The organism is Variovorax sp. PAMC26660 (genome assembly GCF_014302995.1).
Classification (GTDB): Bacteria; Pseudomonadota; Gammaproteobacteria; order Burkholderiales; family Burkholderiaceae_C; genus Variovorax.
Genome location: NZ_CP060295.1, coordinates 5,080,228 through 5,101,055, shown reverse-complemented (window position 1 = coordinate 5,101,055; position 20,828 = coordinate 5,080,228). Strand labels below are relative to the sequence as shown.

Sequence of the window (20,828 nt, the reverse complement as noted above, 5' to 3'; positions counted from 1 at the left end):
ATGTCAGGCATCGCCATCAACCGTCGCTTCGCACTCACCGCCGCGGCGCTCTTCGCGGCCCTGGCCATTGCCGCCTGCGGCAAGCAGGAGCCCGCGGCACCCGCCGCCGCGTCCGCCCCGCCCCCACCGGCCGCAGCGCGCGTGCTGGTGGTCGGCACCGATGCCGCCTACACACCCTTCGAGTCGCAGAACGACAAGGGCGAGGCCGTGGGCTTCGACATCGACGTGGTCAAGGCCGTTGCGGCAAAGGCCGGCATCGAGGTCAAGTTCGTCAACACGCCGTGGGAAGGCATCTTCAATTCGCTCGACCAGGGCGACCGCGACCTGCTGGTGTCGGCCATCACCATCACCGACGAGCGCCGCCAGACAATGGACTTCTCGCAGCCTTACTTCGACGCCAAGCAACTGATCGCCGTCAAGGCCGACTCGCCCGTCGCGAAGTTCGAGGACATCAAGCCGCTGAAGGTCGGCGTGCAGAACGGCACCACCGGCGACGAAGTCGTGGGCAAGCTGCTGGGCAAGTCGAGCACCGCCATCAAGCGCTTCGAGTCCACGCCGCTCGCACTGAAAGAGTTGGAGGCCGGCGGCGTGCAGGCCGTGGTGGCCGACAACGGCGTGATCGTGCACTACCTGGCCAACAACCCGGCGGGCGGCTTCAAGACAGTGAGCGACGCGGGCTTCCCGGTCGAGCACTACGGCATCGCGGTCAAGAAGGGCAACGCCGAACTGCTGGCCAAGATCAACAAGGGCCTGGACGAGATCAAGGCCGACGGCACCTACGCGAAGATCTACGCTTCGCACTTCGGCGCCGAGTCGAAGTAAACACAAAGCCTCCCCATCCACCGGCCTGCGCGATGCTGCTTCACGTCACCCACGAAACCCGCTACGAGTACGCGCCGCCGGTCGAGACGGCGCAGCACCTCGCGCACCTGAAGCCGCTGGCCACGGACTCGCAGCGGCTGGTGAGCCACAAGCTCGCGATCGATCCGCCGCCCGCGCAGCGCAGCGAGCTGCCCGACCTGTACGGCAACACGCGCGCCTTCTTCGCGCTCGAAGCCACGCACGACAGGCTCGTGGTCACGGCCGAAAGCGTGGTCGAGACCTCGACGCCGGTGCTGTCGCCGGCTGTCGCGCGCGAACTGCCCTGGGAGGCCGTGCGCGAGCGCTTTCGCTTTCGCAAGGACGCCACCTTCGACGCGGCCTCCGAGTTCGTCTTTCCCTCGCCCTACGTGCCGCGCCACGACGACTTCACGGCCTACGCGCGCGCCAGCTTCGTGCCGGGACGCCCCACCTTCGACGTGGCGATGGACCTCACCGAGCGCATGTACGGCGACTTCGCCTACGACGCCGACAGCACCGAGATCAACACGCCCGCCGTCGAAGCGCTGGCGCAGCGCAAGGGAGTGTGCCAGGACTTCGCCCACATCATGATCGCGTGCTTTCGCACCATGGGCCTGCCCGCGCGCTACGTGAGCGGCTACCTGCTGACGCAGCCACCACCCGGCCAGCCGCGGCTGGTGGGCGCCGATGCCTCGCACGCCTGGGTGTCGGTGTACCTGCCCGGCGAAGGCGACGGCCCCGGTGGCGTGGGCGGATGGGCCGACTTCGACCCCACCAACGGCCGCCAGCCGGGCGAAGACTACGTCACGCTCGCCATCGGCCGCGACTACTCCGACGTCTCGCCGATGCGCGGCGTACTACACGGCGGCGCACGCCACACGCTGCGGGTCGGCGTGACCGTGCAGCCAGTGGGGGAAGTGATCGAGGCGCTGCCCCAAACCCGGACACAATCGCAATCCCAAGACAAGGAATCTCCATGAGCGTTTACGACAAACTTTCCAGCCTCGGCATCACCCTGCCGCCCGTCTCCGCCCCCGCGGCCGCCTATGTGCCTTTCGCGCGCACCGGCAACCTCGTGTTTCTGTCCGGCCACATCGCCAAGAAGGACGGCAAGGTCTGGACCGGCCAGCTCGGCGCCAACATCAGCACCGAAGAAGGCAAGCAGGCCGCACGCGCCATCGCCATCGACCTGCTGGGCACGCTGCACGCGGCCGTGGGCGACCTGAACAAGGTCACGCGCATCGTCAAGGTGATGAGCCTGGTCAACTCGGTCGGCACCTTCACCGAACAGCATCTGGTGACCAACGGCGCGAGCGAGTTCTTCGCCGAAGTCTTCGGCCCCGAAAAGGGCGCGCATGCACGCAGCGCCTTCGGCGTGGCGCAGATCCCGATGGGCGCCTGCGTCGAGATCGAACTGATCGCCGAAGTCGGCTGATCCGCTTCTTTCGCACATCCGCATTCGAGGCCTGACGGCAATGGTCGTCAGGCCTCTTTGCATTGCATCGACAACATGCCATTGACACCTACCGGCTTGATCGAGCAAGCCATGCAAGACCCTGTCAACGCTGCACTGCTTTCACGCTTGCCCGGCCTCGGGCTTCGCCAGGGCTTCCTGACCGCCGGCTGCCTGTTCCAGGCGACGTGGAACCGCCTTTCAGACAAGCCTCCCGGCTGGGGCGTGAAAGACTACGACGTCTTCTATTTCGACGACTCGGACCTGTCGTGGGACGCCGAAGACGCCGTGATCCAGCGCGTGCAGAAAGCGGTGGCCGACTTGGGCGTGAGCGTGGAGGTCAAGAACCAGGCGCGCGTGCACCTCTGGTACGAACAGCGCTTCAAGTCGCCCTACCCCCGGCTCGGTTCTGCGCGCGACGGAATCGACCGCTACCTGATCTCATGCACGCGCGTGGGCATCGACCTGGCCGACGGCTCGCTCTACGCGCCCGACGGACTGGACGATCTGGAAGCAGGCATCCTGCGCATGAACCCGCTGCTTCCGATGCGTGAGCTCTTTCTCAAGAAGGCCGGCGACTACCAGGCACGATGGCCGTGGCTGCAGATCGTGCCGCCAGAAGCGGCTACGGCTACTTCCGCTTCCAGCTCGACACCGTGATGAACACGCCGGTTTCCTTCGCATCATGCAAGCGGATGCTGTAGCGGCCCGCGCCATCGGTGCCGTTGAACACGGTTTCGCGCCTGCCTTCTTCCAAGCTCGCGCCCTTCGCCAGTTCGCGGTAAGTGCCGACCAAGGTGTCGAGTTCGGCGTAGCTGCGCAGCGTCACTTCGGCATCGGGTAACTGGGGCTCGTTGCGCTGGGACCGTTCGTAGTCCGTGCGCATCGGCATGCCGGCAAGGCCCTTGGGCAACACGATCTTGCCGGCGCTCGCCGTGCTGTTCACTTCGGCCGTCTGCAGCAGCAAAGGCCGCAGCGAGGCCGGAAAGCCCGCAGGCAATTGCTCAATGCGCCAGCCCGCCACATCCGGCTGGCCGGCGATGTATTCGACGCTCGCGATCTTCTGCGCGTCCGCCGCCTTCGCCGGATCGTCGCTGTCGGCCATGGCTGCGAGGAATGCCGGCAGCGTCTTGCCCCACACGATCAGCGGTTCCGCATCTGCCTGTTTCGCACCAGCAGCCTGGAAGATCGACAGCACGGTCTGCGGCGCGGGGTTGCACGCCTTGGGCTTGTCGCGGCTCTCAGGCGCGCGGCAATGGCCGTTGACCAGCCCCAGCGCCAGCAGCCGGCCTTCGGCGTCGAGCAACATCGCGGCGCGCTCTTCGCCGTGGTCACCGCCGTTGACGGAAGCAATGACCTTGCGGCCATCGGGCCAGACGGTGCGCGTGATGTCGTGCCTGGAGCGCATGCCTTCGAGCACCTGCTGCGCAATCAGCGCATCGGGCTCGGTGTAGCTGCCGCGCGCGTAGCCGACCATGGCGACCACGGCGCTTCGTATCCGGGGCTGCTCGCTCAATCGCAGCGGTGGCGCGGGCACCTCGGTCGTGACAGGGCCCGGGGCCGCAGCTTGCGTGCCCTGCGCATGAGCGCCCAAGGCGCAAGCGAACAGCAGCGACGCGATGGTTTTCGGAATCAGCGCATTCATTCGGAAATCTCCACTTCGATGTTCGTGATCGCCAGCATGTCCCGCCCGTGCTTCACGCCGACGGAAAAGGCCACCCCCTTGCGGGTGCCCGCGACATAGCCGGAGCGCGCATCCAGGTTCGACTCCATCTCCTCGAGCGGTGGCGACAGCTTCTTGTAGAAGGCCAGCACCTGTTCCATGCTGTCGGTCGTCTGCAGGCGCAGCACGCGCCTGGCCTTGGCGTCGCTCAGCGCGTCCTGAGCGGTGCGGTAGATCTGCGACTTCGGGTACAGCGGCACGTCGGTCGAGAAGCCCGTGGGCCGTTCGACGGGACGTGCGGCGGTGTGCGCGGCATCCAGCGTGGCGTACTCGGTCGTCGCGATCTTCTCGCCCTCGCCGAACTGCAGGGTTTCGGGTACCTCACGGCTCCATGCCATCAGCGGCTGCGCCTTGGCCCGATCGAAACCGGGACGCAGAAAAACCGAGAGCACCGCGTGCTGATCGTCCAGGCAGCCGGTGGACGACGAGTCCTTGCCGCATTGGCGGTGCACCAGTGCCGCAGCCAGCACATCGCCGCTGCGGCTGTCGACCAACACGGCCGCGCGCTCGCTGCCGCCATAAGGCCGCCGGTACGACGACACCAACTGCAAGCCGCCCGGCAATGCCTGGGCCTTGCGGTCATGGCGCGAGGACAAGCCCTCGATCAGTTGTTCGGCCAGCAAGCCTTCGGGCCAGTAGTAGGAGCCGGACGCCATGCCGGTGAAGCGGGTCACGGCGCGATCGAGGGCGGGGGCTTGGGTGGCTTCCTGCACGCGGTCGGTGTTCAGCGTCAGGACGACATCGGCGGCGAAGGCGGGAGCCGTTGCGCCGATGGTGGAGGAGAGAAGAAGAGCCAGGAAAGTGGGAGAAGCGGAGCGAAGTCGGAAAAAAGGCATGCAGAGAAATGAGATGAACGATGCGCTCGCCCGTGTTGTGCCGGGCGTGCGCGGGCCTGGATTCTAGGAGGCGCGCACTACGCAAGCGTTCATCGTTTCATCGCGCAGGCGCCGGGCTGCGCGCCTTCTCGCGCGACACGAACAGCAAGATCAGCACGGTCGCCACGAACTCCACGAGCGCGATGACCGTCAGGCCCTGCGCGTACTGCCCCGTGCTGGTCTTGAGATAGCCGAGCAACTGCGGCGAAAAGTACCCCGCAAGGTTCGCCACCGAATTGATGAAAGCCAGCCCGACCACCAGCGCGGTGGCCGAGAGATAGCGGCTCGGGATCTGCCAGTAGATCGGAATCGAGCCCATCGTGCCCGCCGACGACAGCGCCAGCGACACGATCACGCCGACCATGTTTTTCTGCCCCAGAAAGTAGGCCGTGAGCAGCAGACCCAGCGCGCCGAGCGCCGCCGCAATGGCCGTGTGCCACTTCACTTCCTTGCGCCGGTCCGACAGGTAGCCGTTGCCGATCATGCCCGCCCAGCCGCAGGCGTAGATGCCGGCCATGATCCAGCCGAGCGTCTTGATGTCGGTCACGCCGACCTCGCGCACGATGCTCGGGCCGTAGTACACCAGCGTGGCATTGCCCGCGACGATGCAAAAGAAGATGAGCGTCAACACCCACAACTGGGCATTGCGCATTGACGCGAAAAAGCTGTGCTCGCGGCTGCCCAGGCCTTTCGCTTCCGCGGCCAGTTCGCTTTCGACATGCGCCTTCTGCCGCGCGCTCAGCCAGCGCGCCTTGGCCGGCGAATCGCTCAGGATGAAGTAGGCCGCGAAGCCCGCCAGGATGGACGGAATGCCCTCGAGCACGAACAACCACTGCCAGCCGCGATAGCCGCCCGCACCGCTCAGCGTTTCCATCAGGTAGGCCGCGATCGGACTGCCGAGCATCAACGACAGGGCCGAGGCCGACAGGAGGAATGCGAGCGCCTTGCCGCGCCGGTGCGCCGGCAGCCAGTACGTCAGGTACAGGATCACGCCGGGCTGCAGACCTGCCTCGAAGGCGCCCATCAGGAAGCGCAACACATAGAACTGCAGCGGCGTCTTCACCAAGGCCATCAACACGCACACCACGCCCCAACCGATGGTGATTCGCATGATGGTTTTCTTGGCGCCGAACTTCTGCAGCAGGACGTTGCTGGGCACCTCGAAGAAAAAGTAGCCGATGAAGAACACGCCCGCACCCGCGCCGTAGACGGCGTCGGACCATTGCAGGTCGCTCATCATCGTGAGCTTCGCGAAGCCGACGTTGACCCGGTCGATCCACGCCAGGAACCAGACCAGCGTGAGAAAGGGAATCAGGCGCCAGACGATGCGCCTGAAAGTCAGGTCGCGTTCCGCGAGGGTGTCCACGGACATGTCTGACGCTGGAGGCAAGACCACAGTGCTCATTCCTCATGCTCCTCGGGTTGCTGCGAGCCGCGAACACAGCAGTCGCATGGCGGCCGAGATCGGCGCGATCACCGGCACATCGAAGCGCGAGGCGAGTGCCAATGCAGCCTGCCCGAGCGGACCGCCGCCGATGATCACCGCCTGGGCGCCGTCTTCGTCGATGCAGCGTTGCACGGCCTGTGCCAGCGCTTCTTCCAGCGCCTGCGGATCGGCCGCCAACGCGCGCGGGTCGCCTTGCGTCAGGCGGATGCCCGTGTAGAGATCGCGCAGTCCCAGCGCGGCCGCGCGACCCTCGATGGGCGACACCAGCTCGGGCGTGACCGTGGCAATGCCGAAGCGGCGACGGCCCTCGCTGGCCACGAGCATCGATGCTTCGGCGATGCCGACCACCGGCACGCTCGCTTCACGGCGCAGCCACTCGATGCCCGGATCGCCGAAGGCGCTGACGATCACGCCATCCCATCGCCCGCCTGCGGAACGCCACGCCTTCAGGACCTCCGTGGCCGCCGCATCCAGCTCGTGTTCATTGACGATCATGGTCGGGCCGCCGGCTGCGGTAACACCGGTCACGCGACAGCCGGCCGGTGCTTCGCTGTTGGCGATCTTCACCATCATGGCGGTGGTCGCCGACGAAGAGTTGGGGTTGATGAGCAGGATTTCTTGCATGCGTGGGACTCTCTGGAAATTCAACCCGGCTGCACGATCTTCGTGGCCGGGGCCGTGTCATCGCCGGGGGTTTCACCCGGCAGCGGCAGTGCATCGGGTGACTGGCCGTAGGTCTCGGGCACGCTCTGCACGCTGACCACGAAGACCGCGTACATGCCGGCCGCCAGGCTGAACACGCCGACCAGGCCGAAGGCATCGAAGAGGCGGCCAGCCACCAGCGGCATCAGCGCGCCTGCGGCCGTGCCGGTGGCAAGGATGAAGGCCGTGCCGAAGGCGCGCACCCGGGTCGGGTACAGCTCGGGCGCGAAGATCCAGATGGTCGTGTTGAGCAGCAGCACGAAGAACTGGAACACCGCGCCCGCAATCAATATCACCACGATGCTCTTGGCCGCGAAGCCGATGGTCAGCGCCGCAAGGCAGGCGCACACGGCACCGGCCGTCAGCACGCGCTTGCGCGGAAAGTGAAAGCCCAGCAACGAGGCCGCGATGGCCCCCAGCAGGCTGCCGCCCTGCATCACCATCGTGAAGAGCAGGCTCTTCGACATGCTGTAGCCCAGCGTGACAAGAATGGTCGGCATCAGCGTGAGCACCGAAATCTGCGCGCCGTAAGTCATCCAGATCGTGATGCACAGCGGAACAGTCCGCCGTGCCAGCGCACCGCGAAATATCTCGGTCACGCGCACCTTGACGCGGGCATTCGGCGCAGCAAGCCCGTCGTCGGTGATGTACTGATGCTGCGGCACGCTCTTCGCCGAAAGGCGGCCCGACGCCAGCCGCGACAACACCGCGTTGACTTCCTTCACCTTGCCCTGCGACAGCAGAAAGCGCGGCGTCTCGGGGATGTAGCGGCGATAGAAGGCACCGAGCAGCGCCGGCACCATCAGGCAGGCGAACAGCCAGCGCCATGCGTTGTCGCCCGGGAACATCCAGAACACCAGCAGGCCGAAACCCGGCGCAAGGAAGTTGCCGAGCCCACCGGCGCCGACGTTCACCAGCCCGACCGCGGTGCCGCGGAACTTGGTCGAGCAGAACTCGGCCAGCATGGTGACGGCAATCGCGATCTCGCCGCCCAGCCCGAAGCCGACGACCGCACGGCCCAGCGCCATCACCGCAAGGTTGGGCGCCATCGCACAGATGCCTGCGCCAAGGGTGAACAACAGCAGATCGATAGACAGCATCACGCGCCGGCCGTAGCGGTCGGCGATGAAGCCCGAGATGATCCGCCCCACGGCCGCGCAGGCAAAGGTGACGGTGTTCAGCAAGCCGATGTCGGAAGCGCTCAGCCCCCACTGCTCGCGCAGCATCGGCCCCACGATGCCCACCGCGTTCTGCTCGAAGCTGTCGAACAGGCAGCCGATGAGGATCAGAAAGATGATCGTGTGATGCGATCGCGTGACGCCGATCTTGTCGAGCGCCCGATCGAGCTCGGCAACCCGGGGCGAGTCGGGCCCGGAAGAAAGTGCAGGTCCAGCCATTGGAAACCCCTTGGGAAAGGAATGAAGTGCTTTGCTCGGTGCTGTCTGGAATCGCCTCGGATGCTATCGACGACTCCGATGGACTGACATATAGATTTCACCTAGTTTGATTTTGTGAAATCTAGATTTCAGAATTGAGCAACCCCATGCAAGTGACATGCCCGGTTTTTCGCAACGACCGGAAACCCGGTGCCGCGCGGCACTGTTCAGAGAGGAAAGCGTGGAAAGGCCGTCACGGACCCTTCGCATCTGCGGTGCGCGGCAGCCCGTACGCATGCACCTTGGTCGGGCGGATACGCACCGTCGTCGTGCGCTTTTTCAACGAGATCCGGCCGGGATCGCGCCGATCAGAACTCGCCGTTTTCCTCGTGCCCGAGTTCAATCGCGGCCAGCCGCTTGCGCCCGGCAGAGCCCGAGGCCTCGATCACCATCGTGGCGATCAGGTCGCAGATGCCCATCACGGCCGTGTGATTGTCCAGAAGCCCCGGCCCCCGGCAATCACATTGCAGCGACCAGGTGGCACCGGCGAAATCCGGCGAGGCCTTGTCGCTGATGTAGACGATCTTCGCCCCGGCCTTGCTGGCGCCAGCAAGCAGGATGTCCATCTGCCGCGTCTGGCGGCGCGTGCCGAAAACGATCACGCAGTCGCGCGCGGTCAATCCCACCAAGTGTTCGGCCAGCGTCTCGCCCGGCCCGGGAATCGCGGTGACGCGCGGCACCACCTGCACGATCTGCCAGCGCAGGTAGAGCGCGAAGGCATGGCTGCTGCGGCTGCCGAAGATCAGCACCTGTCCCGCGCCGATGATCGCCTTGACGATGCCGGCCATCTGCCTGTCGTTGAGCCGGTCGAAGGTGCTGGCCAGGTTGGCCTGCGACTGCTGGAAATGCGTGGCGACCAGGCGGCCGCGCTTGGACGCCTCGGTCGCGTTCTGGAACAGCGGCGAGCCGGTCTGCTTTTCCTCGCGAACCTGGCGCCGGGCCTCTTCGTAGTTCTCGTAGCCGATGCGACGGATGAAGCGGCTCACCGTCGATGGCGACACCCCCGCCAGCTCCGCCAGTTCGTTGCCCGCATAGCTGGCCAGCTCGCCCGGAAACTCCAGCACGAAATCGGCAAGCTGCCGCTCGGTTGCGGACAACTGGTCGAGCTGGCTGCGGACGCGGCGGACGAAGGAATCTGCGGACATGGGCATGCGGGTGGGAGAGGCGCACGATGATGCCATGCCCGCCCGCAGCAGAATGCGCCTTCCGCCCCTTCCCTGGAGATCCCGGCCTTGATCGCAGCATCCCGCACTTTCGTCGCCCTGGCCACCCTGTTCGTTGCAGCGCATGCGATGGAGAGCCATGCGGCAGAACCGACGTGGTTCATCATGAGCCACGAATCGGGCTGCGTGCCGCTCGCGGAGTTGCGCGAAGTCTTCCCATCGCTGACGAACCGCGCGACGCCGCACGAGGTCTTCGAGGCCTCGCGCAAGCAGCACCCGGACACGCGCCTGCTCACATTCCGTCAGGCGCTCGCTGAAGAGGCACGGCAGACGGGCAAGCCACTGGCCCCGCAGACGCTCATGGCCTATCGCCTCTTCAACGACAGCAACGCCTTCGTGGTCTCGAGCCAAAAAGCCGGCCGCGACACCGTCCTCCTGACCGAGGCGCTGTGCCGGACCGTCGGCATCCTGGAAGGCGAATAGAGCAAAGCCGCTCGCGCCGGCACGGTCACACGGCAGCGGCAGCGATCTCCAGTTGGGTCAGCCGCCGCGCCATGCGCCCGACAAAATTCTGCGTGACATGCGGCAGCACCCGCTGCGACGGCACCACGATGCCCACCTGCAACTGGTCGAGCGCGGGCAGCTCGAAGGGCCGCCAGATCAGGTCGCCGCGCTTCAGGTCTTCGATGAAGGCGATCTTCGAGAAGCACGAAATGCCCTTGCCCGCCATGATCAGCCGCTTGAGCATCGGCGTTGAATTGCAGGTGGCGGCCGGCTCCATGTCGTCCCAGAACGCGGCGAACTCGGGCGACAGCGCCGCACTGATGACCGGGTGCGAGCTGGAGCGTAAGAAGGGATAGCGCGCACATTCCTTCAGCGACACACTGGCCTGCTTTGCGAGCGGATGGCCAGGCGGCATCACCACGCCGATCGGCAGATTCGCCAGCGCCACAGCGGCCACGCCGCCCGGCAGCCGGCTCACGAAGGTCATGCCCACGTCGACCTGCCCCGACATCACCATCTGCGCCACATCCATCGGCTGCACGGCGGTGATGGTGTACGTGACGGCCGGGAACACCTGCAAAAAGTCTTCCACCGCCGAGGGCAGCAGGTCCTCGAAGAAGGAGTCCATCGCCGCCACCTTCACATGGCCGGTGCGCTCGCCCTTGAGCGCATCCAGTTCGGTGCGCATCACCTGGTATTGATGCAGCGTTTCCTGCGCGTGCTTGAGCAGGCGCTCGCCGGCCGCATTGAGCCGCAGGCCGTTGGGCATGCGGTCGAACAGCTCCACACCCAGTTCGTCTTCCAGCTTGTGGATCTGCCGGTTGACGGCGCTGGCCGCAACATAGAGCCGTTCGGAGGCCTTGCGCACCGAGCCGCAACTGGCGACTTCAATGAAGTACTTGAGGATGCTGGCGTGCATCAGCCGGCCCTCCCCTCTGCCACCTGCTCAACCAGCCATATGCGGCGTCGCAGCAATGGCCGGATGGTCGCAGGCGATGCGCTTCGCGTCGGCGCCACCGGGCGAACCGAGCCCGCTGACGTTGGCCGCGAAGAACTCGCGGTTGATGGCCGCGAAGTGTTCCATTTCGGGCGGCAGCCGAAGGTCTTCGTAGATGGCCTGCGTGGGGCAGGCGGACACGCAAACGCCGCAGTCGATGCATTCATCCGGGTGAATGTACAGAGTGCGCTCGCCTTCGTAGATGCAATCGACCGGACAGCACTTGACGCAGGCGCCGTCCTTGATGTCGATGCAGGCGCCGGTGATGACGTAGGCCATGGCATGAAGGGCGGGCGCCTAGCGGCCCAGCCACTGCGGCTTGCGCTTCTGCTGGAACGCCAGCACGCCTTCGTTCGCGTCTTCGGACTGCAGCGCGGCCACCAGCGCCGGCAACCGCATGCGGTGCGCCTCTGCCGGCGCGAGCGTGCCGGTGCGGCGCACCACCTGCTTGATGGCCTTGAGCGAGAGCGGCGCGCAGGCCAGCATCTGCTGCACCCAGCGGTGGACGGCGGTGTCGAGTTCGGCGCGTGGCACCACCTCGTTGACAAGGCCCATCTCCAGCGCGCGCTGCGCCTTCACGCGTTGGCCGGTGAGCATCATGCCCATGGCCTGGCGGTACGGAATCTGCCGTTGCAGCAGCAGCATGCCGCCGTCCAGCGGCAGGCGACCCACCAGCGGCTCGGGCAGACCGAAGCTGGCCTCTTCGCAGGCCACGACGATGTCGCAGCCCAGCACCATCTCGAAACCGCCGCCGAGCGCCAGGCCGTTGACGCGGGCGATCACCGGCGCGTCGAGCGTCTCGCGCAATGCGATGCCGCCGAAGCCACCGGGGCGCGCTGCGGCCCAGTACTCCACGCCCTTGAGGTTCGAGGTGTTCTTCAGGTCGGCGCCCGCGCAGAACGAGCGTTCGCCCGCGCCGGTGAGCACCACCGCGCGGATGTCGTCGCGCGATTCGATGTCGGTCCAGATGCGCTGCAGTTCAGCCTCGGTCGGCAGGTCCACCGCATTCAACACCTCGGGCCGGTCGATGGTGACCGTGGCGACGTGGTCGATGACTTCATAAAGGACGCTCATGCATCGGCCTCTTCGATCAGCGCGCGCGCCTCGGCCAGCACTTCTTCGGTGTGCTGCCCCAGCTTGGGCGGCTCACGCCGCAGGCCGGCCTTGGCGCCCGACATCTGGATCGGGCTGGCGATGAATTTCAGCGGCCGGCTCGACGAAGAATCACCTTCGAGAATCATCGCGTTGTGCAGGGTCTGCGGATCGACCAGAGCCTCGCGCATGTCGCGCACGGGGGCCGAAAGCAGGTCTTGCTCTTCGAGCCGCGTCAGCCAATGGTCGCGCGTGTTGCTCGTAAAGCGCTCGCGGAAGATCGCGTGCAGTTCCACCTTGTTCGCGAACTGCACCGCCATGCTGGAGAAACGCGCATCGAGCGACAGGTCATCGATGCCCAGCGCCGTGCAGATGTCGCGCAGCGGATTCGCCTTGAACGCGCCCACCAGCACCAGCGGCCCGGTCTGCGTGTCGAACACGCCCGACAGCGGCATCGCGGCCCAGTTCACTTCGGAGTCTTCCATCATCACCATGGCCGCTTCCTGCATCTGCATCGCGAGCATGGAGTTGTAGAGCGATACAGCGATCTTCTGGCCTTCACCCGTGCGCTCGCGCTGCAGCAGCGCCAGCAGGATGCCCTGCACCATGTGCATGCCGGCGGTGTAGTCGGCCAGCGCGGTCGGGTAGATCGACACCGGCACCGAGGCATCGGCGCGGCGCGCCATCACACCGGTGAGCGCCTGCGCCAGCACGTCCTGCCCGCCCTTGTGGGCGTAGGGGCCGGTCTCGCCGAAGCCGGTGCCCACCGCGTAGATGATGCGCGGGTTCAGGCGCTTGCAGTCTTCGTAACCCAGGCCCAGCCGCTCCATCACGCCGGCGCGGAAGTTGTTGGTGACCACGTCGGCACCGGCGATGAGCGCCTTCACCAGCTCCATCTGCTCCGCATCGCGCAGATCGATTTCCACGCTGCGCTTGTTGCGGTTCAGGCTGCAGAAGATCGGGTTGTCATTGCCTGCCACCGGCGCAAAGGTCGAACGGCTCAGGTCGCCCGCGCCCTTGCGCTCGATCTTGATGACGTCGGCGCCGTGGTCGGCCAGCATCTGCGTGCAGACCGGGCCCATCATGACCTGCGTGAAGTCGATCACGCGGATGCCGTCCAGCGGCAATGCGTTGGCGCTGCTCATGCGGCCTCCTTCACGAACGAACGGGCGATGGCGGGCACGTCGGCGTTCGGCCCCTTCTGGTCGCCCGGGTCGGCGCCCTGTGCGCGCAGCGTCTTTTGCAGCTTCGCCACATCGACATCGCGCACTGACACGCCTGCATTCAACGCCAGCGCGGCGGCCGTGCCGGTGGCCTCGCCCATCGCCATGCAGGGCGGGATCTCGCGCGAGATCTTCTGCGCAGCCGAGGTGGCCGAATAGTGGCGGCCGGCCACCAGCAGGTTCTCGACGCTGCGCGGCAGCAGCGTGCGGTACGGGTAGTAGTAGTCGCGCCCGCGCGCCACGCTGTCGTCGAAACGGGTGCGCTGCGCCACGTCTTCCTTGGTCATCACATAGGCGCCTTCGAGCAGGCGGGTCTGGCGGATGCCGGTCTGCGGCGCCATGTCGATCAGCGTGCACTTCGAGAAACCCGGCAGCCTGGCGCGCACGAAATCGATCACCTTGTGGATGGTGGCGCGGCCCTGCACTTCGGCGCGCGTGAGGTCGCTCACCTTCAGGCCGTCAAGACCCGGCATGTGCGGGCAGTTGCACCACACCACGCCAGGCAGCGGCGTCTTGAGCCACCAGGCATCCCAGGCGCCGCCGAGCATGTGCTTGATCTCGCGGTCCAGCGCCTGCCAGGCCACGGGCTCTTCGCGCTCGAAGCGCTCGGCTTCTTCCGTGTCTACGGCACCGAGGCGGAACACGGTCGTCACGATGTAGCTGCCGCTGATGTGCGGCGCGCCGGCCGAGGCGGCCACGTCGAGGTCGCCGGTGGCGTCGATCACCACCTTGCCCAGGATGGCTTCGCGGCCGCCCTTGGTTTCGCAGACCACGCCCTTGACCTTGCCGTCTTCCACCAGCGTGCGCGAGAACCACGAGTGCAGCCGCAGTTCGATGCCGGCCTGCTGCACCATTTCGAGCGAGGTGCGCTTCCACGCATCGGGGTCGAAGGCGGCGGCAAAGCAGATGGGATGCGGCTTCTCCTTGCTGTGAAAGTCGTAGGTACCCCAGCGCTTCCAGCGGCGCACCGAATCGGGCAGCGTGCCCCAGTCCTGCTGACGCGGGTACTCGGCCAGGCCCAGTGCCGACATGCGCTCGATCATTTCGAGGCAGATGCCGCGCACCGAAATCTCCTGCTGATGGCTGTCCCACATGTCGTCCAGCACCAGCACCATGCCGCCCGAGGCCAGGCCGCCCAGGTGGTTGTAGCGCTCCAGCAGCGTCACGCTCGCGCCGTTGCGCGCGGCGGCCAGGGCCGCGGCCTGCCCCGCGGGGCCGCCACCGACCACCACCACGTCCGATTCGGCTGCCACGCGCACGTCGTGCGCGGGCTCCTGCATCCAGTCGCCAATACGGCTCATAGAACTCTCCTGTTGAATTGTTTGGATGTGCGTTTGAAATGCGCCCGATGGATCACGGCGCAGCTTCCGGTTGCCATCGGATGACCCAGCGTTCGGCCAGCGTCACCAGCAGGAAGAACAGGCCCGAGAGCGTGGCGCTCATGACGATCGCGGCGTAGAGCAGCGGCGAATCGAAGTTGAAGGTGGCTTGCAGAATCATGGCGCCGATGCCCACCGTGGCACCCACCCACTCGCCCACCACTGCGCCGATGACACACATCGATGCAGCAATGCGCAGGGCCGAGAACAGGTAGGGCAACGCATTCAGCAAGCGCAGCCGAAAGAAGATCTCGGTCTTGCTCGCCGACAGCACGCGCATCAGTTCCATCGCCTGCGGGTTGACCGACTCCAGCCCGCGCACCATGTTCACCAGCGTCGGGAAGAAGCAGACCAGCGCGGCAATGGTGATCTTCGGCTCCATGCCGTTGCCCATGATGAGCACCAGCACCGGGGCCTTGGCCACCAGCGGCACGGCGTTGAACATCAGCACCACCGGAAAGAAGATGTCCTGCAGCGTCTTGTTGTGCACGAAGACCGTCGCCACGGCGATGGCCGCGAGGTTGCCCAGCACGAAGCCGCCAGCAGCCTCCATTGCGGTGGGCAGCAGGTTGTCGAGCAGCACGTCGCGTTTGGCGTAGAGCGTCTCCAGCACGGCCCAGGGCGTGGGTGCGATGAAGGGCTTGACGTCGAACACGACGATCACGGCCCACCACAAAAAGACCAGGCCGCCGATACCGAGCGCCGGCAATATGCGGCGGCGCCACAGGCGTCGTTGCCGCGCGGCGGCCCATGCGAGGTATTCGGGGTCGGCCGGTGCGGCGAAGGCGCCGGACACTGCGGAATCGAGGGAGCGGGTGTTCATGGCATCGGCCTCAGCAGGTTTCCAGCACACGGCGCAGATGGCTCGTGAGGCGAACGAATTCGGGGGTCTCGCGCATCTCCAGCGTGCGCTCGCGCGGCAGCTCGACCGGCACGATCTCGCGCACGCGCCCCGGGTTGGCGGCGAGCATCAGCACGCGCTGGCCCAGGAAGGCGGCCTCGTGGATGCTGTGGGTGACGAAGAGAATCGTCACGCCGGTCTCGCGCCACACGCGCAGGATTTCTTCGTTGAGCCGGTCGCGCGTGATCTCGTCGAGCGCACCGAAGGGCTCGTCCATCAGCAAAATCTTCGGGTCGCTGGCGAGCGCGCGGGCAATCGACACGCGCTGGCGCTGGCCGCCCGACATCTCGTGCGGGAAGGCATTCAGCCGGTCCTTCAGGCCCACCAGTTCGAGCAGTTCCCGCGGCGAACGGCGGCCCTTGCGGCTGGCACCACCGCCGACCTGCAGCGGCAGCTCCACGTTCTGCAGGGCGGTGCGCCAGGGCAGCAACGCCGCATCCTGGAACACGAAACCGATGTCGCGGTTCTTGCGCGCGGCCTGCGGCGTGGACGACAGCACCTCGATGCGGCCACGGCTGGGCTGCAGCAGGTCCGCCACCACGCGCAGGAAGGTCGACTTGCCGCAGCCCGACGGGCCGAGCAAGGTCAGGAACTCGCCCTGCGCCACGTCGAGATCGAGGCTGCCGATGGCGGTGACGTCGCGGCGCTCGGTGAAGAAGCGCACACCGATGTCGCGGCAGGCAATCGCTGGTGCAGCGGGCGCGGATGCGGGTGGCGCGTTGAGAACGGCGGCCATCGCGTCAGGCCTTCACTGCACGTGCGGCTGCGGTGGCCTTGAGCGCATCGAGCGAGATCACGTCCTCGACCTTCGGCGTGCGTGCGGTGAACTGGCCCAGGTCCGCATAGGTGGTGATCTGCTCCTGCCACACGGCCGGGTCCATCGCGCCCCAGCCCTGGGTCTGCGCCATGCCACCGAAGGCGTACTCGAGCATCACGTCGACGGCGACGCGTTCATCCTCGCGCTTGAGGTTCGGGTACTCCTTGACCAGCATGTCCACCGACTGGTCGCGGTTGGCGCGCACGTAGTGCCAGCCCTTGGCCGTGGCGCGCAGGAAGGCCTCGATGACCTTGGGCTGCGTCTCCAGCGTCTTGGTCGATGCGTAATAAGGCAGCGCGTACAGGCGCACGCCCGCATCCCACTGCGTGAGCGAGGCGATGTCGGGGCCCAGCACCTTGATCGCGGTGGTGTTGGTGAGCCAGCCCGTGACCACGTCGACCTGCCCCGTCAGCAGCGGCGACATGTCCGCGCCGATGGAGATGACCTTGACATCCTTCTCGGCGATCTTGTTCTTCGCCAGCAGCGCGCGCAGCAGGATGGCCGCCGTCGACGGAATGCCCACGCGCTTGCCCACCAGGTCGGCCGGCTTGCGCACCGGATTCTTCGCGAGCGAGAAGTAGGTGTAGGGGTGCTTCTGCGCACCGATGGCAAAACACTTGATCGGTAGGCCCTGCGACACCGCCAGCATGATCGACGGGCTCGAAGACACCTGCCCCACCTCGTAGCGACCCGAGGCGATGATCGCCACGCCATCGATGTTGGGGCCGCCCGGCTGGATCGCGAAGTCGATGCCCTCCTGCTCGTAGAAGCCCATGCGCTTGGCGACCACCTCGCCGATCTGGTTGCCGCCGACGATCCAGCCCAGCTGCATGTTGATGCGCGCCTTGCCCTGTGCGAAGGCATCGACGGACAGCAGGCCACCTGCGGAAAGTCCGCCGGCGATGAGGGACGTCTTCAGGAGACTTCGGCGACCGGGGTCCCGGAGGTTGGCCATGGCGGATTCCTTTTCTTCGATGCGATGAGGTGGAGTCATTCGGCTTGTGCGCCGGCCTGTGGTGCGAGACACCGAAGGCCAGCGAGGCGAATGCTAGGAGTGCGGGGCGAGCGCACCAAGCACCGTTTTTCGCAACGGGCGAACTAAAAAATAGTTCTCCTTGCGTGTCTCCCAATGACACCGTGGTGCGCGTGGCGCACAGGCGTGCACCAGCATCGGGAAAACGATAGGTCCCGGCTGGTGCGTGGAGATGAGAAGTGGCTGCGCGCGGCCGCGCGCGACGATCACCCGCCTGCTGGCGAACGAAGGCCGGTCGCGGGGCGGGCACCCTGCCGCGCCGAAACGCGCGGTGTCGCCGAGACACGGCGCTGGCGCAGGCCGGGTGAGCCATCGCGCACACGTTCACGCGCCACGCGCACTTGCGCAGCGGGCTTTGGCGGCAACGGCGGAATCTGGTGCGCTTCGAACAGCGCTTCCTTGCGCTTCAGGTAGTGCATGAGCACATGCGAAACCATGTTGAGACCGAAGGTGCCGAAGGCCGCCGGAAAAATGTAGAGCGCGATCGACAGTTCGGAAGAAAAAACAATGTCGTCCGCCAGCGAGGGCGTGGCCTGCGCCGTGATTGCTAGCGCTCGCAACAGGAAGATGTCCAAGCCCGCCAGCAGGATCAGCAGCAGGCCGAAGGCCAGCACGGTGACTTTAGAGAACTCGCGCCGAACGAACAGCGTGACGAAGATCGCAGCGGGCAGCACCAGCGAGCAGAGCACCAGTGCCCAGAAGCGCAACTGCGTGAAGATCGTCGCGTCCGAGAAGATGTGCATAGGCAGAACGTTGATTGACGACGGCCGCACGAATCTGCCCGGCCGATGGCGAATTGAGCCACGGCCGGCGCCTTGCAATTTGTCCGGGAAGTGAACCGGGGGTAAAGGCGGCAGGTGGAATCCGGCGGTGATGAAACACCGGGAAACGTCTTCCCGCGCTATGTCACGCGCACGTCATCTTTCAGCGCCACTTCATCACGCCCTGCCCCGGCGAAGCCAGCCACAGCGTGCCGCTGGGGGAGACCCTTGCGTAAAGACCGAAGGTATAGGCCAATCCATGGTTCTGTGCCGTCCAGCCCGAAGCACCGTTCGCGCTGGTGAGCACGCCCAGGCTGTCCGCCGCATAGCCGCCGGCATGCACCGCGCTCGAACTGCCGAGGTAGACGCGCCCGCTGGTCGGATGCACCGTGACCGTTCTGGCCCAGTTGCTGGCCTGTACGCGGGCCCAGCTCTGGCCGTAGTCCGCCGACTGGTACAGGCCCTTGCCGCTGCCATTGACGGCCATCCAGACGTTGTTGTCCTTGCTGGCCAGGTCCATCGGGCCGCTGTAGGTCCATGCGTTGTGCAGCCAGTGCGTGCCCTGTGCGCTGGTCTCCCAGCCGGCCGTCATGGCGGCGGGAAGCGCCAACTGCTGCCATGTGTTGACCTGCCCGCCCTGCCACGAACGATAGACAGCGCCGGCCGACAAGGCGAAGACGCCGTTGGTTGCGGTGTAGTAAACCCTGAAGCAATCCTTGTTGGGGCAGCTCAGCGCCACCGCCCACGAGTTGCCGTCGTCCTGGCTCAGGTAGATGTCGCCATTGACGGCGGCGTAGACCCATCGGAAGTTGACGGCGCTGTCGGGTGCCACCGTCAGCCCTTCGAGGCGCTTGATGGGGTCGGGCAACCCCTGCGTGATGCGCTGCCAGTTCGCGCCACGGTCCGTGCTCTTGAGCAGGTACATCGGCTCCGCGCAGGGCGTGCCGCAGTTCTCCAGGTTGCCGCCCAACTGCGCCCACACCACGTTGGCACGGCTCGGGTCTGCCACCACGCTCAGGGTGTTGCCGCCCTTGCCGCTCCATCCACCGGTGTATTGCGCGGCGTTCAGGCTGGCCCAGCTGTTGCCGCCATCGTCCGAGCGCCACAGGCCGATGTCCATGTACCCGGCATACACCAGGTTGGGGTCCGCAAGGCTTTGCTCGACGACGATCGGCACGACGTTGTCGATGCCCCGCGAGCGCCAGTTGTTGCCGACCGCCGTGGAGACGCCGTCGCTCCAGTTCTTTGCGCCGTCGCTGCTGCTGAAGAGGAACTGGTTGTTCGTCCACAGCACGGTGTTCGGGGTCGCCGGGTTGTAGCCGATGGTCTGCCCCATGCCCTGGTAGCTGTAGCCCATGCCCCAGGCCTCGTCGCTTTGCGACCATCCGCCGCTCACGCTCAAGGTTCGCCGGGTCCAGGTCGCGCCGGCATTGGCGCTCTCCCACAGGAAGCTGCCGTAGGTTTGCGGCGGACGCAAGGCCTGGTTGTCGAGATCGACGATCCGCACCCGGCCCGGGTTGGAAGGGTCCGCCAGGATGATGCCCGAAGGCGCCTGCGCACCGGGCGTGATGTTGGTCCATGAGAAGCCGGTTTCGAGCGACTTGTAGACCTTGCCCACGTTGCCTGTCTGCACCACCGTGGCGTACATCAGGTTCAGGTTCTGCGGGTCCAGGCCGTAGGCGATGTCGACCAGCTTGCCCTGTTGCGGATCGCGCCGGACGAAGGTCGTGCCGCCGTCGGTCGAGAAATGGGCCTGGTAGACCACGCTGCTTTCCACCTGATCGGGAAAGCGTCCCTTGCCGCTGATCACCCAGACGCCGTTGGCATCGACCGGGTGCGTGCGCAGGCCTGTCACGCGCAGATTGGCCGGCAGGTTCGAGTTGGTCGGGCTCCAGGTTTCGCCCGCATTGGTGGAGCGGATCACATAGGGCTGCAGGCTGTTCCACTGCGGATGCACCACGGCATACACGATGTTCGGATTGGCCGACACCGCAATGGCAGCGATGTAGCCGCTGCTGTATTTCTGGCTGAAGCCGGTGCCGTTGCTGTTGCCGACAAAGAGGCCGCCGTCGGTGCCCACCAGCAGCTTGCCTGCAGGGTGGGCTGCGATCGAAGCGATGTGGGTCACGGTCAGTCCGCTGCTCGAACCGACCGCCTTCCAGCTGGTGCCGGTGTCGGTGCTCAGGTAGAGGCCACCGAGATCGGAGCCCACTGCCCAGTAGCCTTCGCTGGTGACCACGGGCGAATTGAAAGCGCCACCGCCGCCGGGATTGCCGGGCTTCCAACTCAGTTGCGCGTGGCTGCACAACGATGCGAAGAAGAGCAGCGCAGCCATCAGGTTGCGCAGGAATGTGCGTGTCATCGATCCCTCCGATTTTTTCCATCGCATCACTGCAGATCGTGATGGGCCGTGCCGCGCGCATGGCTCTCCTCCCGCGGCTGCCGTTGACTGCTCTTCTGGATGGCGAGGGCAGACTAGGTG

The 20,828-nt window shown here is 66.1% G+C and carries 21 protein-coding genes; 5 read left to right on the top strand and 16 right to left on the bottom strand.

Annotation, left to right across the window (positions count from 1 at the left end):
• The 4 genes from H7F35_RS24095 to H7F35_RS24080 all read left to right on the top strand — a co-directional run bounded on the left by H7F35_RS24095 (nucleotide 1) and on the right by H7F35_RS24080 (nucleotide 2,953).
• On the top strand, nucleotides 1-822 hold the full coding sequence (locus H7F35_RS24095; protein ID WP_187109079.1) for a basic amino acid ABC transporter substrate-binding protein: 822 nt from the start codon (nucleotides 1-3) through the stop codon (nucleotides 820-822).
• 32 nt (nucleotides 823-854) lie between these two features.
• Nucleotides 855-1,820, top strand: a complete 966-nt coding sequence (locus tag H7F35_RS24090) for a transglutaminase N-terminal domain-containing protein (protein WP_187109078.1) — start codon at nucleotides 855-857, stop codon at nucleotides 1,818-1,820.
• Nucleotides 1,817-2,275 (top strand): RidA family protein, encoded by a 459-nt coding sequence (locus H7F35_RS24085; RefSeq protein WP_187109077.1) that lies wholly within the window; start codon nucleotides 1,817-1,819, stop codon nucleotides 2,273-2,275. The genes H7F35_RS24090 and H7F35_RS24085 overlap by 4 nt, the downstream gene beginning before the upstream one ends.
• A gap of 75 nt (nucleotides 2,276-2,350) precedes the next feature.
• Nucleotides 2,351-2,953: a nucleotidyltransferase family protein gene (locus tag H7F35_RS24080; protein ID WP_187109076.1), complete on the top strand. Its 603-nt coding sequence runs from the start codon at nucleotides 2,351-2,353 to the stop codon at nucleotides 2,951-2,953.
• Here the strand turns inward: H7F35_RS24080 and H7F35_RS24075 are convergent.
• The 6 genes from H7F35_RS24075 to H7F35_RS24050 form a co-directional block, all read right to left on the bottom strand.
• On the bottom strand, nucleotides 2,925-3,938 hold the full coding sequence (locus H7F35_RS24075; RefSeq protein ID WP_187109075.1) for a hypothetical protein: 1,014 nt from the start codon (nucleotides 3,936-3,938) through the stop codon (nucleotides 2,925-2,927). The two genes, H7F35_RS24080 and H7F35_RS24075, sit on opposite strands and share 29 nt — an antisense overlap.
• Entirely contained in the window at nucleotides 3,935-4,852 is a 918-nt protein-coding gene (locus tag H7F35_RS24070) for a hypothetical protein (RefSeq protein ID WP_187109074.1), read from the bottom strand. The genes H7F35_RS24075 and H7F35_RS24070 overlap by 4 nt, the downstream gene beginning before the upstream one ends.
• Before the next feature lie 97 nt (nucleotides 4,853-4,949).
• Nucleotides 4,950-6,263, bottom strand: a complete 1,314-nt coding sequence (locus H7F35_RS24065; protein WP_261803330.1) for an MFS transporter — start codon at nucleotides 6,261-6,263, stop codon at nucleotides 4,950-4,952.
• Nucleotides 6,264-6,299: 36 nt separating this feature from the next.
• Nucleotides 6,300-6,962: an aspartate/glutamate racemase family protein gene (locus H7F35_RS24060; protein ID WP_187109072.1), complete on the bottom strand. Its 663-nt coding sequence runs from the start codon at nucleotides 6,960-6,962 to the stop codon at nucleotides 6,300-6,302.
• 20 nt (nucleotides 6,963-6,982) lie between these two features.
• Nucleotides 6,983-8,437: an MFS transporter gene (locus H7F35_RS24055; RefSeq protein ID WP_187109071.1), complete on the bottom strand. Its 1,455-nt coding sequence runs from the start codon at nucleotides 8,435-8,437 to the stop codon at nucleotides 6,983-6,985.
• A gap of 347 nt (nucleotides 8,438-8,784) precedes the next feature.
• Entirely contained in the window at nucleotides 8,785-9,627 is an 843-nt protein-coding gene (locus tag H7F35_RS24050) for a MurR/RpiR family transcriptional regulator (protein WP_187109070.1), read from the bottom strand.
• An 81-nt stretch (nucleotides 9,628-9,708) separates the two neighbouring features.
• Between H7F35_RS24050 and H7F35_RS24045 the strand changes: the two genes are divergently transcribed.
• A complete protein-coding gene (locus tag H7F35_RS24045) occupies nucleotides 9,709-10,122 on the top strand; it encodes a hypothetical protein (RefSeq protein WP_187109069.1) in 414 nt (137 codons plus the stop codon).
• A gap of 25 nt (nucleotides 10,123-10,147) precedes the next feature.
• Here H7F35_RS24045 and H7F35_RS24040 read toward each other — a convergent pair whose 3' ends face one another.
• The 10 genes from H7F35_RS24040 to H7F35_RS23995 form a co-directional block, all read right to left on the bottom strand.
• Nucleotides 10,148-11,062 carry a LysR family transcriptional regulator gene (locus H7F35_RS24040; protein ID WP_187109068.1) on the bottom strand — a complete coding sequence of 305 codons (915 nt, stop codon included), beginning with the start codon at nucleotides 11,060-11,062 and terminating at the stop codon, nucleotides 10,148-10,150.
• A 27-nt stretch (nucleotides 11,063-11,089) separates the two neighbouring features.
• On the bottom strand, nucleotides 11,090-11,419 hold the full coding sequence (fdxA, locus tag H7F35_RS24035) for a ferredoxin (RefSeq protein ID WP_187109067.1): 330 nt from the start codon (nucleotides 11,417-11,419) through the stop codon (nucleotides 11,090-11,092).
• Between the two features lie 18 nt (nucleotides 11,420-11,437).
• Nucleotides 11,438-12,214 (bottom strand): enoyl-CoA hydratase-related protein, encoded by a 777-nt coding sequence (locus tag H7F35_RS24030; protein ID WP_187109066.1) that lies wholly within the window; start codon nucleotides 12,212-12,214, stop codon nucleotides 11,438-11,440.
• Nucleotides 12,211-13,377: a CaiB/BaiF CoA transferase family protein gene (locus H7F35_RS24025; RefSeq protein ID WP_187109065.1), complete on the bottom strand. Its 1,167-nt coding sequence runs from the start codon at nucleotides 13,375-13,377 to the stop codon at nucleotides 12,211-12,213. The genes H7F35_RS24030 and H7F35_RS24025 overlap by 4 nt, the downstream gene beginning before the upstream one ends.
• Nucleotides 13,374-14,756, bottom strand: a complete 1,383-nt coding sequence (locus tag H7F35_RS24020) for an FAD-dependent oxidoreductase (RefSeq protein WP_187109064.1) — start codon at nucleotides 14,754-14,756, stop codon at nucleotides 13,374-13,376. The genes H7F35_RS24025 and H7F35_RS24020 overlap by 4 nt, the downstream gene beginning before the upstream one ends.
• Nucleotides 14,757-14,808: 52 nt before the next feature.
• Nucleotides 14,809-15,657 carry an ABC transporter permease gene (locus H7F35_RS24015; protein ID WP_187109063.1) on the bottom strand — a complete coding sequence of 283 codons (849 nt, stop codon included), beginning with the start codon at nucleotides 15,655-15,657 and terminating at the stop codon, nucleotides 14,809-14,811.
• Between the two features lie 10 nt (nucleotides 15,658-15,667).
• Entirely contained in the window at nucleotides 15,668-16,471 is an 804-nt protein-coding gene (locus H7F35_RS24010) for an ABC transporter ATP-binding protein (protein WP_187109062.1), read from the bottom strand.
• 4 nt (nucleotides 16,472-16,475) lie between these two features.
• Entirely contained in the window at nucleotides 16,476-17,507 is a 1,032-nt protein-coding gene (locus H7F35_RS24005; protein WP_187109061.1) for an ABC transporter substrate-binding protein, read from the bottom strand.
• Between the two features lie 284 nt (nucleotides 17,508-17,791).
• Entirely contained in the window at nucleotides 17,792-18,328 is a 537-nt protein-coding gene (locus tag H7F35_RS24000; protein ID WP_187109060.1) for a hypothetical protein, read from the bottom strand.
• 181 nt (nucleotides 18,329-18,509) lie between these two features.
• The gene (locus tag H7F35_RS23995; protein ID WP_187109059.1) at nucleotides 18,510-20,708 is read right to left on the bottom strand and encodes a hypothetical protein; all 2,199 of its coding nucleotides are present in this window, start codon (nucleotides 20,706-20,708) and stop codon (nucleotides 18,510-18,512) included.
• Nucleotides 20,709-20,828: the final 120 nt, after the last annotated feature.

Bases quoted from the DNA above. Each gene is read 5' to 3' on its own strand.
- H7F35_RS24095 (WP_187109079.1), top strand. From the start codon at position 1: ATGTCAGGCATCGCCATCAACCGTCGCTTCGCACTCACCGCCGCGGCG.
- H7F35_RS24090 (WP_187109078.1), top strand. From the start codon at position 855: ATGCTGCTTCACGTCACCCACGAAACCCGCTACGAGTACGCGCCGCCG.
- H7F35_RS24085 (WP_187109077.1), top strand. From the start codon at position 1,817: ATGAGCGTTTACGACAAACTTTCCAGCCTCGGCATCACCCTGCCGCCC.
- H7F35_RS24080 (WP_187109076.1), top strand. From the start codon at position 2,351: ATGCCATTGACACCTACCGGCTTGATCGAGCAAGCCATGCAAGACCCT.
- H7F35_RS24075 (WP_187109075.1), bottom strand. From the start codon at position 3,938: ATGAATGCGCTGATTCCGAAAACCATCGCGTCGCTGCTGTTCGCTTGC.
- H7F35_RS24070 (WP_187109074.1), bottom strand. From the start codon at position 4,852: ATGCCTTTTTTCCGACTTCGCTCCGCTTCTCCCACTTTCCTGGCTCTT.
- H7F35_RS24065 (WP_261803330.1), bottom strand. From the start codon at position 6,263: ATGTCCGTGGACACCCTCGCGGAACGCGACCTGACTTTCAGGCGCATC.
- H7F35_RS24060 (WP_187109072.1), bottom strand. From the start codon at position 6,962: ATGCAAGAAATCCTGCTCATCAACCCCAACTCTTCGTCGGCGACCACC.
- H7F35_RS24055 (WP_187109071.1), bottom strand. From the start codon at position 8,437: ATGGCTGGACCTGCACTTTCTTCCGGGCCCGACTCGCCCCGGGTTGCC.
- H7F35_RS24050 (WP_187109070.1), bottom strand. From the start codon at position 9,627: ATGCCCATGTCCGCAGATTCCTTCGTCCGCCGCGTCCGCAGCCAGCTC.
- H7F35_RS24040 (WP_187109068.1), bottom strand. From the start codon at position 11,062: ATGCACGCCAGCATCCTCAAGTACTTCATTGAAGTCGCCAGTTGCGGC.
- fdxA (WP_187109067.1), bottom strand. From the start codon at position 11,419: ATGGCCTACGTCATCACCGGCGCCTGCATCGACATCAAGGACGGCGCC.
- H7F35_RS24030 (WP_187109066.1), bottom strand. From the start codon at position 12,214: ATGAGCGTCCTTTATGAAGTCATCGACCACGTCGCCACGGTCACCATC.
- H7F35_RS24025 (WP_187109065.1), bottom strand. From the start codon at position 13,377: ATGAGCAGCGCCAACGCATTGCCGCTGGACGGCATCCGCGTGATCGAC.
- H7F35_RS24020 (WP_187109064.1), bottom strand. From the start codon at position 14,756: ATGAGCCGTATTGGCGACTGGATGCAGGAGCCCGCGCACGACGTGCGC.
- H7F35_RS24015 (WP_187109063.1), bottom strand. From the start codon at position 15,657: ATGAACACCCGCTCCCTCGATTCCGCAGTGTCCGGCGCCTTCGCCGCA.
- H7F35_RS24010 (WP_187109062.1), bottom strand. From the start codon at position 16,471: ATGGCCGCCGTTCTCAACGCGCCACCCGCATCCGCGCCCGCTGCACCA.
- H7F35_RS24005 (WP_187109061.1), bottom strand. From the start codon at position 17,507: ATGGCCAACCTCCGGGACCCCGGTCGCCGAAGTCTCCTGAAGACGTCC.
- H7F35_RS24000 (WP_187109060.1), bottom strand. From the start codon at position 18,328: ATGCACATCTTCTCGGACGCGACGATCTTCACGCAGTTGCGCTTCTGG.
- H7F35_RS23995 (WP_187109059.1), bottom strand. From the start codon at position 20,708: ATGACACGCACATTCCTGCGCAACCTGATGGCTGCGCTGCTCTTCTTC.